This is a genomic window from Marilutibacter chinensis, assembly GCF_021725675.1.
GTDB lineage: Bacteria > Pseudomonadota > Gammaproteobacteria > Xanthomonadales > Xanthomonadaceae > Marilutibacter > Marilutibacter chinensis.
Window position 1 is genome coordinate 434,708 of record NZ_JAKJPO010000001.1, and the last position, 15,539, is coordinate 450,246.

The 15,539-nt window shown below is 69.1% G+C and carries 12 protein-coding genes; 7 read left to right on the forward strand and 5 right to left on the reverse strand.

What is annotated here, in order from left to right:
- Positions 1-823: 823 nt before the first annotated feature.
- The 3 genes from L3V18_RS01915 (at position 824) to L3V18_RS01925 (ending at position 5,506) form a co-directional block, all read left to right on the forward strand.
- Complete coding sequence (locus L3V18_RS01915; RefSeq protein WP_237052913.1) at positions 824-2,272, forward strand: peptidoglycan DD-metalloendopeptidase family protein; 1,449 nt, start codon at positions 824-826, stop codon at positions 2,270-2,272.
- Positions 2,273-2,561: 289 nt separating this feature from the next.
- Positions 2,562-3,404 carry a hypothetical protein gene (locus tag L3V18_RS01920; RefSeq protein ID WP_237052914.1) on the forward strand — a complete coding sequence of 281 codons (843 nt, stop codon included), beginning with the start codon at positions 2,562-2,564 and terminating at the stop codon, positions 3,402-3,404.
- A 236-nt stretch (positions 3,405-3,640) separates the two neighbouring features.
- Positions 3,641-5,506, forward strand: a complete 1,866-nt coding sequence (locus L3V18_RS01925; RefSeq protein WP_237052915.1) for a serine hydrolase — start codon at positions 3,641-3,643, stop codon at positions 5,504-5,506.
- Positions 5,507-5,705: 199 nt separating this feature from the next.
- Here L3V18_RS01925 and serS read toward each other — a convergent pair whose 3' ends face one another.
- Positions 5,706-6,986, reverse strand: coding sequence for a serine--tRNA ligase (gene serS, locus L3V18_RS01930; protein ID WP_237052916.1), 1,281 nt, complete (start codon positions 6,984-6,986; stop codon positions 5,706-5,708).
- A gap of 324 nt (positions 6,987-7,310) precedes the next feature.
- On the opposite strand from serS, the gene L3V18_RS01935 reads away from it, so the two are divergent.
- The 3 genes from L3V18_RS01935 (at position 7,311) to L3V18_RS01945 (ending at position 9,139) form a co-directional block, all read left to right on the forward strand.
- Positions 7,311-7,913 carry an energy transducer TonB gene (locus L3V18_RS01935; RefSeq protein WP_425493467.1) on the forward strand — a complete coding sequence of 201 codons (603 nt, stop codon included), beginning with the start codon at positions 7,311-7,313 and terminating at the stop codon, positions 7,911-7,913.
- Between the two features lie 9 nt (positions 7,914-7,922).
- On the forward strand, positions 7,923-8,417 hold the full coding sequence (locus L3V18_RS01940; protein ID WP_237052918.1) for a GNAT family N-acetyltransferase: 495 nt from the start codon (positions 7,923-7,925) through the stop codon (positions 8,415-8,417).
- Positions 8,418-8,650: 233 nt separating this feature from the next.
- On the forward strand, positions 8,651-9,139 hold the full coding sequence (locus L3V18_RS01945; RefSeq protein ID WP_237052919.1) for an energy transducer TonB: 489 nt from the start codon (positions 8,651-8,653) through the stop codon (positions 9,137-9,139).
- 26 nt (positions 9,140-9,165) lie between these two features.
- On the opposite strand, the gene aroA is transcribed toward L3V18_RS01945, so the two are convergent.
- From aroA to serC, 4 genes are all read right to left on the reverse strand, one after another.
- Positions 9,166-10,500, reverse strand: coding sequence for a 3-phosphoshikimate 1-carboxyvinyltransferase (gene aroA, locus L3V18_RS01950; protein ID WP_237052920.1), 1,335 nt, complete (start codon positions 10,498-10,500; stop codon positions 9,166-9,168).
- 225 nt (positions 10,501-10,725) lie between these two features.
- Positions 10,726-11,916, reverse strand: a complete 1,191-nt coding sequence (gene hisC / locus L3V18_RS01955) for a histidinol-phosphate transaminase (protein WP_237052921.1) — start codon at positions 11,914-11,916, stop codon at positions 10,726-10,728.
- Positions 11,913-13,148 carry a prephenate dehydratase gene (gene pheA / locus L3V18_RS01960; protein WP_237052922.1) on the reverse strand — a complete coding sequence of 412 codons (1,236 nt, stop codon included), beginning with the start codon at positions 13,146-13,148 and terminating at the stop codon, positions 11,913-11,915. The genes hisC and pheA overlap by 4 nt, the downstream gene beginning before the upstream one ends.
- A gap of 143 nt (positions 13,149-13,291) precedes the next feature.
- Entirely contained in the window at positions 13,292-14,377 is a 1,086-nt protein-coding gene (gene serC / locus L3V18_RS01965) for a 3-phosphoserine/phosphohydroxythreonine transaminase (RefSeq protein ID WP_237052923.1), read from the reverse strand.
- A 183-nt stretch (positions 14,378-14,560) separates the two neighbouring features.
- Between serC and msrP the strand changes: the two genes are divergently transcribed.
- The gene (gene msrP / locus L3V18_RS01970) at positions 14,561-15,529 is read left to right on the forward strand and encodes a protein-methionine-sulfoxide reductase catalytic subunit MsrP (RefSeq protein ID WP_237052924.1); all 969 of its coding nucleotides are present in this window, start codon (positions 14,561-14,563) and stop codon (positions 15,527-15,529) included.
- The last annotated feature ends 10 nt before the right edge of the window (positions 15,530-15,539 follow it).

The window sequence follows — 15,539 nt, forward strand, 5'->3', positions numbered from 1 at the left end:
AGCAGCGCATCATCGGGTTGACCTCGGGAGACACCGGCCTCCAGCCCGTCGGGCAACCCGGCGGAGGCGCCGCCCGGCCTGCGCGTGCCGGCGAAGGGGTCGCGATCTCGTTGGGCAGGCAACGCAGGATCGGGTTCACCCCAGGAGGGACCGGCCGCCACCCTTCCGGGCAACCGACCGGAGGTCGCGGGGCCGCATCGGGCCGGCGCGCAATCGAGAGGCTGCCGGGCTGGCAGCGCAGGACCGGATTGAGTTCCGGGGGAACGGGCTTCCAGCCTGCTGGACAGCCAGGCGGCGGCACGGCGGTACGGATCGCCCCCCCGGTCGGAGCGAGCAGATCGCCGGGCAGGCACCTCAATGCCGGGTTGACGCCTGACGGGACCGGTTGCCAGCCCGTCGGGCACTGAGACTTGAGCTCCTCTCCCGGCGGATCACGGTGCGGACCGTCCTGTTGCGGCGGTATTTCCGCCGTGATCCGGGTCGGTCGCGCCTGGGCCTGCACATCGACAATGCCGGCCAGGCCGACGAAGTGGATGGCCGTGATGACCGCGACCGCGAGCTTGGAAGTGATTCTGGACATGGTGCCCTCCTTGTTGGTGACAGGCGCCGCGCCGACCGCTGCGCCTCAGCCCTGCTTGTCGACAAATCCAGGCGGATCCCGCCACCGCCGATGCTGCATCCATTCAGGTTGAAGCCGTGTCACGGCGCGGTCGCTGCGCATGCGAAGCCGCATGGCGGGCTGGCGTGTCCGGCCGCGACTACCCGGCTGCGGGCGGCGATGCACCTGTAGCCGCTCCGCCCCCGTCCATACCGGAGCAGGATCATGAACATCCGAATTCTCCATCGCCATGGCCTGTGGCTCGGCGCCTGCGTGCTGCTGGGGGCCGTCCCTTCGGTCGCCGCTGCGCAGACCCGGGCCCCGACCGCCCTCGCGACTATCCCCATGGAGCGGTCGAAAGGCGTCTACCGCATCCCCTACGCCGACGATACCCGGATCAGGGTCAGCCGCGATCACAACACCCACACGCCCAAGGGACGCTACGACATCGGCGGCCAGGGCGGCGGCAGCCATCGCATTGTCGCCGCGGCCGACGGCCACGTCCGCTACATCGAGGACCGCTTCAGCCAGCGCCTGGACTGCGACGGCCTCGCCGCCAGCGAGAAGAAGAACAACTACGTCTGGATCGAGCACGCCAACGGCGAATGGAGCAAGTACAGCCACATGCAGCGCAACTCGACCACCGGCAAGGCCGGGCTCGAGGTCGGCGACTTCGTCCGCGCGGGCACCTACCTCGGCGACGAGGGCGACGTCGGCTGCGCTGGCGGCGATCATCTGCACTTCGAGGTCGCGCTACCACGCGCGACCGATCCGATCACCATCGTAGGCGGCTTCCTCAGGGACAATGCCGGCAGCAAGCGCAACCGCATCGCCCGGGTGTGCGGGGTCGACAACGGCGTGTTCGCGGCCGGCCGCAGCTACACCGCGCGCAGGGTGCCCGGCGTGATCGCGCCCGGCGCCAAGGAAGTCGCCCGCCACGGCGTTCCGGCCCGCGACTACCAGTGCCTGTTCGACCAGGCGGTCGCCGCCGGCTACATGCTGGAATGGATCGATGGCTTCGACGTCAACGGCAACGTCTACTACAACGCGATCTTCCGGCCCGGGAGCGGTGCCTGGGCCGCCTTCCATGGACTCAGCGGCAGCCAGTACCAGCAGCGGTTCGACCAGTACACCGGCCAGGGCTATCGTCCCTACCAGGTCGAGAGCTACGCCGGCTCGTCCGGCGTGCGCTACGCGGTGATCTTCCGCAAACAGCCCGGGCCGGCCTACTCGGCCTACCACGGCCTCGGGGCCGGCGCCCACCAGGCCCGGATGGATGCACTCAGCCAGGCCGGCTACCGGCCGCGCAATGTCTCGGTGGCATCCGTCGGCGGCGAACGCCGCTACGCCGCGCTGTACGAAAAGGCCGACATCGGCAGCTGGCAGGCGAAGTCGCAACTGAGCGCGACGCAGTACCAGCAGGCATTCGACGCCAATGCCCAGGCCGGACGCCGGCTGGTTTATGTCAATGCCTACGTGCATGGCGGACAGCCGTATTTCTCGGCGATCTGGAGTTCGAAGGCGAGCGCTACCTACAGGGCCCGCCACGGCCTGACCGGCAGCCAGTACCAGAACGAGTGGGAAAGCACGACCCAGGCCGGCTACCTGACCCGCGACGTGACGGGGTACGCGGTCGGCAATTCCGCGCGTTACGCGGCGATCTGGCGCAAGTAGGCGTCCGTCATCGCAATCGGCGAACGCCACGGTCGGCGGCCGGGTTTCGGCCGCTCGACCGTGGCTGCCGAAGGGCCCGCATCGCGGGCCCTTTTTCACTCTTCATCCGCGTGCGGGACACGGCGTCGACTCCCGGCGACGGAAGAAGAGCCCTCGCCGGCTCCGGGACTTCGCGCCGCGAACCGGTCCCGCTGCGATCGCGGTGGCGGGGTTCGCCGCGGCATTGCGACTACTGCGATGCGACCGGCTGCAGCGCCGGATCCGCATCCATCCACATCGGAGAATCCGCATGCACTTCCCTCGCACTTCCCTCGCGGCCGTGATCGCGGCCGGACTCCTGCTGCTGTCCGCCAATGCCGACGCCTCCTACAAGGCCTGGTACATCGACGACGGCAACGGCTTCTACCAGTACGGCGATCTCGTCGCAGGCAGCACCAAGCTGAGCATCCCCAACAGCGCCTGCGGCCGGCGCTGGACGCTGCCGTCGTACTACCGCTGGGTCGGCCAGTACAGCAACACCATTTCCTCGGCAGATCTGTACTCGACCGTCGAGATCTGGGTGCCCAAGCCTGGATGCCCGAACGGCAACACCCTGGTGTTCCAGAAGCAGTCCGGGCAGGTCTACACGCCGCCGTCCGGAACGCACTACCTGGAGCTGTACTCCAACTATGGCAGCACCTGGATCGGCGCCGACGGCAAGCACCTCTCCTGCCTGCCCGGCTGCGTCGGCCTCGGTGGCTGGGGGTACAAGGTCAACAATCATTCGTGGGGGGTTGTCGAGCTGATGCTCGAAGACCTCAAGCAGGCCCTTCCGGGTGGCGATACCCGGCGCGCCGACGCGCTGCTCGCCGAAATCCAGCAGCGCATGCCCGAACTGGTCGCCCAGCTCGATGCCCGCGTGCAGGAGCGCCGCCGGACCAACCTGGACGGTTTCGAACGCTACATCCGCGACGTCGAGGACACCGCGGGGCGGAGCCTGCAGGTGAGCGCGAAGCGTCTGCTGGATTGCCGCGGCGACCTGGCCACCGGCTCGCGGGACGGTGCGTATGCCAGCTGCAGCCAGGCACTGGATGCGATCCGGCAGGCCGGGGAACTGCTCGAGCTCGCCGAGTCGGAGTGGTCCGATCTCTAGGCCCTACCGCTGCCACGCTCCCCCGCGGGAGCGTGGCGGCGGCAATCGATCCTGCCCGCGCGGGTTGGAGCATCCGCCGACCGGTCCGGCCCGCGGTCGAAGGCCGCCGGCATCGCGGCGACGCGCTGCCGTTGCGACGCGATGGCGGGGTTCTCGCGGGCATTTCGACTTACCGGTCGGGAAAGGCAGCGGCGACCCGCCAAAGCGCCCGTCGTGCAACGATCAAGGAGAGCATCATGAAACCGCACAACCCACCGATCGCCCCGGACCGGCGTGTCGCGGCCGCGAGGATCGACAGGCGCCTGCGCCTGGCCTTCGTCTCGCTGGCGATGGCCGGCCTGGCGATGGCCGCCAGCGGCAGCGCCTCGGCGGCGGCCTGGGCCGCGCGCCATGGCCTGACCGGCGCGCAGTACCAGCAGGCATTCCAGAACTACGCCAGCCAGGGCTATCGCCTGGTCTCGGTATCGGGCTACGACCAGAACGGCGGCGCCCGCTATGCCGCGGTCTGGCGCAGGCAGGCCGGTCCGGCCTGGGCGGCACGCCATGGCCTGGATCCGCAGCAGTACCAGGCCGCCTTCAACCAGATGCTTGGCCAGGGCTACCGGCTGAACTATGTCAATGGCTACTCGGTAGCCGGCAAGCCCTACTACGCCGCAATCTGGGACAAGAGCAGCGGCCCGGCATGGAAGGCCCGCCACGGACTGACCGCCGACCAGTACCAGGCCGCCGTGAACGAGGCGGTGCGGCAGGGTTATGCGCTCAGCCACGTCAGCGCGTTCGACCTCGGAGGCTCGCCGCGTTTCGCCGCGATCTTCGAGAAGGGCGGCCCGGCCTGGGTCGCCCGCCACGGACTGACCGCGAGCGGCTACCAGCAGGCCTTCGACGGCTTCGCCGCGCAGGGCTACCGGCTCAAGGTCGTCAGCGGCTACCGTCAGGGCAACAGCGACCGCTACGCCGCGATCTGGGTCAAGACCACCGGCCCGCAGTGGTCGGCGCGGCATGGCATTCCCGCTGCCCACTACCAGCACGTGTTCGACAATCACGCCTACCAGAGCTGGGAGCCGCAGTATGTCGAAGCGTTCAACTCCAACGGCGGCGTCCGCTTCAACGGCCTGTGGACGAACACGGTTTTCAAGCCGCAGGACCTGAAGCTGATCAACGACAAGGTGCAGGCCTACATGAAGGCCAACGGCATCCCCGGCATGTCGGTCGCGGTCAGCAAGGACGGCCGCCTGGTGTACGCGGCAGGGTTCGGCCAGGCCGAGACCGAGACCGGGATGCCGGTTGGACCGAAACATCGCTTCCGCATCGCCAGCGTGACCAAGCTGATGACGTCCGCCGCGATCCGGCACCTGGTCAACGACACTTCGCTGGAGATGGGTTCGCGGGTGTTTGGCGCCAATAGCGTGCTCGGTGCCCAGTACCCGACACCGCCGGAGAATCCCGACATCGAGGACATCACCGTCGACCACCTGCTGCGCCATCGCGGCGGCTTCCTGCGGATCGACAAGGACGGCAAGGGCAGCGACCCGATGTTCGACTACACCGGCACCACCCACCAGGGGCTGATCGAGTGGGCGCTGAAGAACTACCCGCTCGGCTATGCGCCCGGCGCCGGCTCCGAGTTCACCAGCAAGCAGAGATACTCCAACTTCGGCTACTGCCTGCTCGGGCGGGTGATCGAGGCACGTACCGGCAAGAGCTACGAAGCCTACGTGCGCGACCGTGTCCTGAAGCCGGCCGGCGCCAACGGCATCGTGATCGGCGGCGACAAGCTCGCCGACCGCAAGTCCAACGAGGTCAGGTACTACGGCCCCGGCGCCTACTCCAGCGTCAAGCCGCAGCGCTTCGACTCGCATGGCGGCTGGATCGCGACGCCGATCGACCTGCTGCGCTTCATGCGCCACGAGACCGTGCTGGGCACCTCCTACGGGCACTATGGCGAGATGAGCGGCACCCAGTCGGTCTACATCCGTCGCAACGACGGCATCGGTTACGCGGTGAACGCGAACTCCGACAACGGCGAGGTCGAGAACATCGACGCGATGATGAAGGAGATCATCGCCGGCGTATCGGCGTGGCCGAGCGGCGACCTGTTCTGAGCACCGATGCGCCCGGACGTGACGTCCGGGCGCAGTCGTTTCCCCGACTCGCGGCTCACGCCGCTCCTACGGAAACCGGATGCCGTTCGCAAGACGATTCAGCCGCGGATGACGCTTGATTTCGCTTTCCGGAATCGCCTTCCTCGCAGGAGCGGCGTGAGCCGCAATGAGGCTTTCGTTGGAGTGCCCCACGGCAGGCTCAGGCGATCCGCTCCAGGCCGCCCATGTATGGCCGCAGCACTTCCGGCACCATGATCGAGCCGTCGGCGTCCTGGTAGTTCTCCATCACCGCGATCAGCGCACGGCCGACCGCGACGCCGGAACCGTTCAGGGTATGCACCAGCTCGGGCTTGCCGGTTTCCGGGTTGCGCCAGCGCGCCTGCATCCGGCGCGCCTGGAAGGCCTCGCAGTTGGAGACCGAGGAGATCTCGCGCCAGGCCTGCTGCGACGGCAGCCAGACTTCCAGGTCGTAGGTCTTGGCCGCAGAGAAGCCCATGTCGCCGCTGCACAACAGCATGCGGCGGTACGGCAGGCCGAGCTTCTCCAGCACCACCTCGGCGGCCCGGGTCATCGCCTCGTGCTCGGCGTAACTCTCCTCGGGCCGGGCGATGCTGACCAGCTCGACCTTCTCGAACTGGTGCTGGCGGATCATGCCGCGGGTATCGCGGCCGTGGCTGCCGGCTTCGGAACGGAAGCACAGCGAGTGTGCGGTCATCCGCAGCGGCAGGCGGTCGGCCTCGACGATCTCGTCGCGCACGATGTTGGTCAGGGAAATCTCCGAGGTCGAGATCAGGTAGCGCTTCTGCTCGCCCAGTTCGGTGGCGAACATGTCCTCCTCGAACTTCGGCAATTGGCCGGTACCGTACAGGCTCTCGGCATTGACGATCAGCGGAACATTGGTCTCCTCGAAGCCATGTTCGCCGGTATGCAGGTCGAGCATGAACTGCGCCAACGCCCGGTGCAGGCGCGCGAGCTGGCCGCGCAGTACTGTGAAGCGCGCGCCGGACAGCTTGGCGGCGGTGTCGCCGTCGAGCCAGCCGTGGCGGGCGCCGAGCTCGACATGGTCGCGAACCTCGAAATCGAACGCGCGCGGCGTGCCCCAGCGATGCTGCTCGACATTGGCGGTCTCGTCGGCGCCGGCCGGCACGCTGTCGTGCGGCAGGTTCGGGATGCCGAGGGTGATCGCATCCAGACGCGCCTTGATGCCCTCCAGCTGCTCTTCGCAGGCCTTCAATTCGTCGCCGAAGCCGGCGACCTCGGCCAGCAGCGGCGCGATGTCCTCGCCCTTGGCCTTGGCCTGGCCGATCGCCTTGGAGCGGGTATTGCGCAGGTTCTGCAGCTCCTGCGTACGCACCTGGACCTGCTTGCGCTCGGCCTCCAGCGAGGCCAGCGCGCCGGCATCGAGCTCGTAGCCGCGCATCTCGCGCAGGCGGGCGGCAAGGTCGGCGGGGTGCTGGCGCAGCAGGCTGGGATCGAGCATCGGGTCGTGGCGCGCGTGGCGTGTGGACGAATGGGCCGGTGATTATCGCCGCTAAGGCGTCGGCTGTCGCGGCCCCGACGCCCGCGCAGACGCCGGGAAGCCCGATCGATGCATTGCCGGCAGGTTCATCGCCGGGCGTGCAAGAATGCGGACAGGCGCAGGTCGGCGTGCCGATCGGCCCGCTTGCCCGATCCGCTTCCCGGCGCCTTTCCCGCTTCCGCTTCCGCATCGCCGTCCATGACCTCTCCGTCGCAATCCTCCTCCGGGCCGCCCGCTACGAACTCCCGCCGCTTCGACCTGGCCGCCTGGCTGCCATCGCGGCGGATGCTGCTGTGGGCCGTCGCGGCCGCGTTCGTGCTCGGCCTGCTCCTGTTCGCGCTGGTCCTGCTGGGCGGGCGCGACGACGACTTCTACCGGGCAGGCGACGACGAGGCGCCGCCGATCGCGACGACGCCGCAGTACACCCCGCTGCCTGCTCCCCTGCCCGCCGATGACGAAGGCGCCAGCGGAATGGGCGACACGCCGGCGCCGGTCGGCGACAACGGCGAGCGTCCGCGTCTGGTCGAGACCGCGCCGCCGCCCCCGCCACCGGGACCGGCCGCACCGACCCCGGCTCCGGAGTCCACGCCTCCCGCGGGCGTGCCCACCGCCGCGACCTCAGATCCGATGCCGCTGGCCGGCGAGACTCCGGCTCCGCGCTACCCGGCCGCCTCGCTGCGGCGCGGCGAAACCGGCACCGTGCTGGTCCGTGCGACGATCGGGCTGGATGGGCGGCCGCGCCGCACCGACGTCGCCCGCAGCAGCGGCTCGCGCCGTCTGGACCGTGCCGCCGAAGAGGCCGTTCGCCGCTGGCGCTTCCAGCCGGCGATGCGCGACGGCCAGCCGGTCGAGGCGGAGGTCAACGTGCCGATCGAGTTCAAGCAATAGGCTCCACCCGTGACGGAAGCGGTCGCCGCGACGTTCCGGATCCGCCCGCTCGTGCCGGCCGATGCCGGCACGGTCAGCCAGTTGGTCCTGTCGCTGTCGCACCGCTTCCTCGACGATCCCGGCGGCGCATCCGCACGCCGGCTGCTCGCGACGCTGTCGCCCGATGCCGCGCTGGAGCGGCTGGCTTCGCCGCACTTCCACGGCTGGCTCGCCGAAGACAGTAGTGGCGCCTGCGGGCTGATCCTGATGCGCGACACCACCCATCTCTATCACCTGTTCGTGCGCGAGGACCGGCAACGCCGCGGCATCGCGACGGCATTGTGGCAACGGGCGTTGTCGCAGCTAGGGGCGATCGCGGCGACCAGGGTCACCGTCAACGCCGCACCGGGAGCGGTCGCCTTCTACCGCGCGCTGGGTTTCACAGCGAGCGAATCGCTGCACGAGGAGGACGGTCTGCGCTTCCTGCCGATGGCGCTGTCGCTGGACGCCTCAACCGCGGGTTGAGCAGCGGATCGACTGGATTCCGTCCGCCTCACGGGTCCGCGCGTGCCGACGGGAGCGCGGCGACCTGGACGGCCCGACGGTCGCTCGTTCCGGCTCCGGGGCGATTCGTGATCCATTCCGCGGCCCGCCGCGCCCTCCCCGCGCATCCGCCGCGGGTCGGGACCTCACAACGGAATGCATGCAGGCTAACATCCGCGGATCCGCCGCCCGATCCGGCCAGAGGAATCCAAGCAATGAGCCGAACGAATTCATCGTCCCGCCTGCTCCTGGCCGGTCTGGCCATCGCCGCGCTGCTGCTGGCGCTCGCGGTCTGGTTGACGAAGCGCGGCGACACGCCGGCCGCGGCCGGCGACGGCATCACCATCGGCCCGATCGATGCCACCGAGGTGGACGGCAGCTCGCTGGCCCCCGCCTCCGTCGTCGACGGGGCCGCCGCCGTGCGCAGCCGCCGCGCGTTTCCGGTGGTCGGTTCGGCGGTACCGCCGCCGTTCCCGATCGAGGCGATCAAGCGTGGCGAAAGCGGCAAGGTCGTCCTGGAGGTGGTCGTCGACCCCCGCGGCCAGGCGACCGGAGTCCGCGTGGCCACCAGCAGCGGTTCGACCATCCTCGACGATGCCGCGCGCGATACGGTGAGCCGCTGGCAGTTCGAACCGGCGCTCGAAGACGGCAAGCCGGTTGCCGACACAATCGAGGTTCCGATCGACTTCGAGCCGGCCGGCTGAGCGCCCGCACCGGCTGGATCGGCACCTCAGCCCGCCTGCAGCCCCATCCCGATCGCGCTCGCCAACTCGACGAAACCCGGAAACGAAGTCGAGACGTTGGCGACGTCATCGACGATCACCTCGTCGCCGGCCAGTTGCGCGGCGACCGCGAAACTCATCGCGATGCGGTGATCGCCGTGGCTGTCCACGCGACCGCCGCCGATGCGCCCGCCCTCGATGACCGCGCCGTCGGGGGTTTCGCCGATCTCGACGCCCAGGGCCTTCAGCCCGGCCGCCATCGTCGCGATGCGGTCGGACTCCTTGACCCGCAGTTCGGCGGCACCGCGGACCACGGTCCGGCCCCGCGCGCAGGCCGCGGCCACGAACAGCGCAGGGAACTCGTCGATCATGTCCGGCACCAGCGCCTCGGGCACCTCGATGCCGTGCAGCGGCGCGTGACGCACGACCAGGTCGGCCACGGGTTCGCCACCCGCCCCGCCGCCGTGTCTGCCTCCTGACGCCGGCTCCTCGCGGATGTCGGCCCCCATCAGCCGCAACGCGGCCAGCAGCCCGGTGCGACGCGGGTTCATTCCGACCGCCTGCAGACGCAGCTCGGAGCCGGGGACAAGGCTCGCGGCAACCAGGAAGAAGGCCGCCGACGAGAAATCCGCCGGCACCTCGACCTCGCCCGCGCGCAGCACGTGGCCGCCGCTCAGGCGGGCCCGGCCGGGCGCGAACTCGATCGGCCAGCCGAATGCCGCCAGCATCCGCTCGGTGTAGTCGCGGGTCGGATGCGGTTCGAGCACAGCGGTCTCGCCGCGGGCATAGAGACCCGCCAGCAGCACCGCCGATTTGACCTGCGCGCTGGCTATTGGCGTTTTATATTCAATGCCTTGCAACGGGTTATTGCCGTGGATTCTCAATGGGGGCAACCCGCCCGGTCCGGCCTCGATGCGCGCGCCCATCATCGACAGCGGATCGATCACCCGCCGCATCGGCCGTCGCGACAACGAAGCGTCGCCGATCAGCTCCGAATCGAAGGACTGCCCCGCGAGCAGGCCCGACAGCAGCCTCATCCCGGTGCCGGCATTGCCGCAGTCCAGTTCGATGCCCGGCGCTCGCAGGCCATGCAGGCCGACTCCATGGACGATCCGCTCGCTCGCATTCGGAGTGTCGATGCGCACGCCCATCGCCTCGAACGCCCTCGCGGTCGCCCGCGTGTCCTCGCCCTCCAGGAAGCCGTGCACCCGGCTCGTCCCCTCGGCCAAGGCACCGAGCATCACCGCCCGATGCGAGACCGACTTGTCGCCCGGCACGCGCAACTCGCCGCGCAAGGGCCGGTCGGGACTGGCAATCCAGGAGGCGTTGACTTGTTCGCTCATAGGTATCGATTCGTTATCCCGGGCGCTGCGGGGAAGCGGCCTTGGCGGGCTGCGCCCCGCCTGCCCGCGCACTGTCCGGGACGTGGCCTGATATCAGTTCAATTCGGCTGGAAGCGGCATGAATGCCGCGCCCAGGCCGCGATGGCTGGATTCGCGGCGCGGCCTGCCGGGGATGCCCGGCCGCGTCCGGATTCCTCGCCGCCCACACGACGCGCATGGCTGCGGTCAAAGGCATTCGTCCAGCGCGGCCAGCAGGCGCCGGTTCTCGTCGGGATTGCCGACACTGATGCGCAGGCAGTCCGGCAGGCCGTAGCCGCCCATCGGTCGCAGGATCACGCCGCGTTCGGTCAGCGCCCGCTCGATCGGCGCGGCATCGCGGCCGAAGCCGACCAGCACGAAGTTGGTCTGCGACGGGAACACCTCCAGCCCGCGTGCGCGCAACGACTCCGAGAGCGCGGTGCGCTGCCCGGCGTTGCGCGCACAGGCCGAACGCAGATGCGCCTCGTCGCGCAGCGCGGCCTCGCAGGCGGCCAGCGCCAGGCCGTTGACGTTGAAGCTCTCGCGCAGGCGTTCCATCACCGCGACCAGGCCCGGCGCCCCGATCAGGTAGCCGGTGCGAAGGCCCGCGAGCCCGTAGGCCTTGCTGAAGGTGCGGGTGACCACCACGTTCGGATACGCGTCGAGCAGGCCCAGCGCGCTCGCATAGTCCGGCGCGTCGGCCATCTCGGCGTAGGCCTCGTCGACGACGACGATCACCTCGCGCGGCACCCGGGCGATGAACGCCGCCAGGGCGTCGGCTCCGAACCAGGTGCCGGTCGGGTTGTTCGGATTGGCGACGTAGAGCAGGCGCGTGTCCGTGGTGATCGCCGCGAGCAGCGCATCGAGATCGTGTCCCAGCGGCATCGTCGCGTCGCGCGGCAGCGGCTCGGCGACGCGCATGCGCGCACCGGCAGCCTGGGTCGCCAGCGCGAATACCGCGAATGCGTGCCGGGCGAAAACCACCTCAGGGGCCGCCACGTCCAGTCCCGGGCCGGCAAACACCTGTCCCAGCTGCATCAACAGCTCGTGGGAGCCATTGCCGAGCAGGATCCGTTCGCTCGCGACCCCGTGCTTCGCCGACAGCGCGCGCTTGAGATCGCCGCCGAGCGGGTCCGGGTAGCGGTGGATCGCATGCAGGTTGTCGAGAATCGCGGCGCGAGCGGCGTCGGACGGGCCATAGGGGTTCTCGTTCGAACCCAGCTCCACCAATGCCGCGTCGCCGGCACGTCCGGCGAACCGGCGCCGGAACGCGACCAGGTCGTGGCCGGGATCGTAGGCCTTCAGGCCGCGCACGCCCGGTGTGGCCCGCGCCGCGAACCAGGCTTCGTCCAGAGCGGCAACGGTGCCGGCGGCCGCCTCGTCGGTCATCGCGTTCATGCGATCGCGACCGGATAGGACCCCAGGACCTTCACTTCCTCGACGAAGTCGGCCATTTCATCCAGCGAACGGCGCATGCCCTCCTCCTCGACGTGGCCGGCGACATCGATGAAGAACGCGTATTGCCAGAGCCCGGTATGGCCGGGGCGCGACTCGATCCGGTTCATGCTCAGACCATGCCGGGCGAACGGCGCGAGGATGTTGAACAGCGCGCCCGGCTGGTCCTTGATGAACACCAGCAGCGAGGTACGGTCGTTGCCCGAGGTCGGAAACAGTTCGCGACCGAGCACCAGGAAGCGGGTGGTGTTGTCTGGGCGGTCCTCGATCGGTCCGGCGACGTTCTTCAGGCCATACACGGTGCCGGCACTGATGCCGGCGATCGCCGCCGCGTCGTCGGCATTGCGGGCGCGACGGGCGGCTTCGGCATTGCTGCTGACCGGAATCTTCTCCGCCTGCGGCAGATATTGGCGCAGCCAGGCCTTGCACTGGGCGAACGACTGCGGGTGCGAGTAGACCCGCTCGATGTCCTCCAGCCGGCCGCCGCGCGAGAGCAGGTGCTGGTGGACGCGGAGCTCGACCTCGCCGCAGATCTTCACGTTCGAGGTCAGGAACATGTCGAGCGTGGACTGGATCGTGCCCTGGGTGGAGTTCTCCACCGGGACCACGCCGAAATCGGCGGCGCCGGACTCGACCTCCTGGAACACCTCCTCGATGCTCGCCAGCGGCAGGCCATGGATCGAGTGGCCGAAGTGCTTGTAGACCGCCTGCTGGGAGTGCGTGCCCTCCGGGCCGAGGAAACCGATCTTCAACGGCTCCTGCTGGGCCAGGCAGGCGGACATGATCTCGCGGAACACCCGCACCAGCACGTCGTCGTTGAGCGGCCCGTCGTTGCGGTCGACCACCCGGCGCAGCACCTGCGCCTCGCGCTCGGGCCGGTAATAGTCGACCGCCGCCGCCAGCTTGCCCTTGGCCTGGCCGACCTGGCCGGCGAACTGCGCACGCTCGGCGATCAGCGCCTGGATGCTGCGGTCGATGCCATCGATGCGGACGCGCAGCTCGGCCAGGTCCGGCCTGGCCTTGACGGCCGGCACGCCAGCGGCCGGCTTCGCAACCGCCTGCCTTGCCGGGGCTTTCCTGGCGGCGGCCCTTTTTGTTCCGGACTTCTTCGCGACTTCCGGCCGGGGCTTGTCCGGCTGGACGGACTTCGCGGGTTTACGGGACTTGCTCGTCATCTGATTGCCTGACTCTCGATTGAGGCGTCCGCGGGTGCGTGCCGCCTGCCGGGACTACATCCTGCGTATGACCTGTATGCCAACGGCTCCGGATGGAAGCCGCCGTCCATGGCACAACTCCGGCGCCTGTTGCACACGGCTGCTCACCCATGCCGCTGCTGGAAATCGCGCATGAAGGAGGCCAGTGCCTGCACGCCCTCTTCCGGCATAGCGTTGTAGATCGATGCGCGCATGCCCCCGAGCGCCCGGTGTCCCTTCAGCGAGATCAGGCCGGCAGTCTTGGCCTCGTCGAGGAACGGCTTGTTCAGCGCCTCGTCCTTCAGGAAGAACGGCACGTTCATCCGCGAGCGCACCGCCGGCTCGACCTCGTTGCGGTAGAAGCCGCCGGAATTGTCGATCACCTGGTACAGCAGCGCCGACTTGCGCGCGTTGCGGCGCGCGAACTCCTCGACCCCGCCCTGCGCGAGCATCCACTTGAATACCAGCCCGGCGAGGTACCAGTTCCAGGTCGGCGGGGTGTTCAGCATCGACTCCTTCGCCACGTGCGAGGCATAGGTGAAGATGTCCGCGCGCGGCTGGCCGGCCCGCTCCAGCAGATCGCGACGGATGATCACGACGCTGACGCCGACCGGCCCGAGATTCTTCTGTGCGCCGGCGTAGATCACTGCATATTTCGACACGTCCAGCGGCTCGGACACGATGCTGGAGCTGAAATCGGCCACCAGCGGCACATCGCCGACGTCGTGGGTATCACGGAACTCGACGCCGTGGATGGTCTCGTTGGCGGTCACGTGGACGTAGGCCGCGTCGTCGGACAGCCGCCAGTCGGCGCGCGCCGGGATGCCGCGGAAGCCGCCGTTCTCGCTGCTGGCGGCGATGTTCACGTCGACGTAGGGCCGGGCCTGCTTGATCGCGGTCTTGCCCCAGTGCCCGGTCAGCACGTAGTCGGCCTTCTGCCCGGGCACGGCGAAGTTCAGCGGGATCAGCGCCTGCTGGGCGGTCGCGCCGCCCTGCAGGAACAGCACCGCATAGTCGTCCGGGATCGCCATCAGCGTGCGCAGGTCGGCCTCGGCTTCCTGGGCGACCTGCAGGAACTCCGGACCCCGGTGGCTCAGCTCGACGATCGACGCCCCCGCACCATGCCAATCGAGCATTTCCGCCTGGGCCTGCTGCAACACGGTTTCGGGCAGGGTGGCCGGGCCGGCACTGAAGTTGTACGCACGCGTCATCGGGAACTCCGGGGTGGGGGGGGCATTGATAGTCGGGAAAACCGGTCCGCGGACCGCCGGTCGCGGCAGCGGGTTCCGTAGTATGCCGCAGCGCAACACCGTGCACGGCGTCGGTTGCGGGCGTAACCTTCTGGTATCCGGAAACGTACATGCATAGAGTGCGTGGACGCGACGGAGCCGGTCATGACTTTGCGTAATGCCCTGAGAATCCCGGAGTCACAGGTCACCGACGAGCAGGTCTACCTGCAGCGGCGGCGGCTGGTCGCGGGGCTGTCCGCGCTTCCGGCGCTTGGCCTGTCCGGCTGCGCCGAAGCCGACCCGCCAGCCCCGCCGGGGCCGGTGATCAGTGCCGAGGAGGCGGCGTCGGGCTTCAAGACCGACGAGACGCTGACCCGCTACGAGGACGTCACCACCTACAACAACTTCTACGAATTCGGCACCGGCAAGGGCGATCCGTCGAACGCGCCGAAGACCCTGCGCACCTCGCCGTGGACGGTCGCGGTCGGCGGCGAATGCGCCAGGCCCGGCAGACTCTCGCTCGACGATCTGCTCAAGGGCCTGACTCCGGAGGAACGGATCTACCGGCTGCGCTGCGTCGAGGGCTGGTCGATGGTGATCCCGTGGCTGGGCGTGCCGCTGGCCGACGTGCTGAAGCGCTTCGAGCCGAACTCGGATGCGAAGTACGTCGCCTTCACCACCCTCGCCGACCGCGAGCAGATGCCGGGCATCCGTTACCGCTCGATCGACTGGCCGTATCGCGAGGGTCTGCGCATCGACGAGGCCATGCATCCGCTGACCCTGCTCGCCACCGGTCTCTACGGCAAGCCGTTGCCGCAGCAGAACGGCGCGCCGTTGCGGCTGGTGGTGCCATGGAAATACGGCTTCAAGAGCATCAAGTCGATCGTCGCGATCACCTTCGTCAAGCATCGTCCGCACTGCAGCTGGAACGCGCTGCAGCCGAGCGAGTACGGATTTTTCTCGAACGTGAACCCCGACGTCGACCACCCCCGCTGGAGCCAGAAGACCGAACGCCGGATCGCCGGCAGCGGCAGCCAGCTGTTCGCCGAGCGGATCCCCACCCGGCTGTTCAACGGTTACGGCGAGCAGGTCGCCGACATGTACGCCGGCATGAACCTGCGGCGCTGGTTCTAGGGCCGTCGCT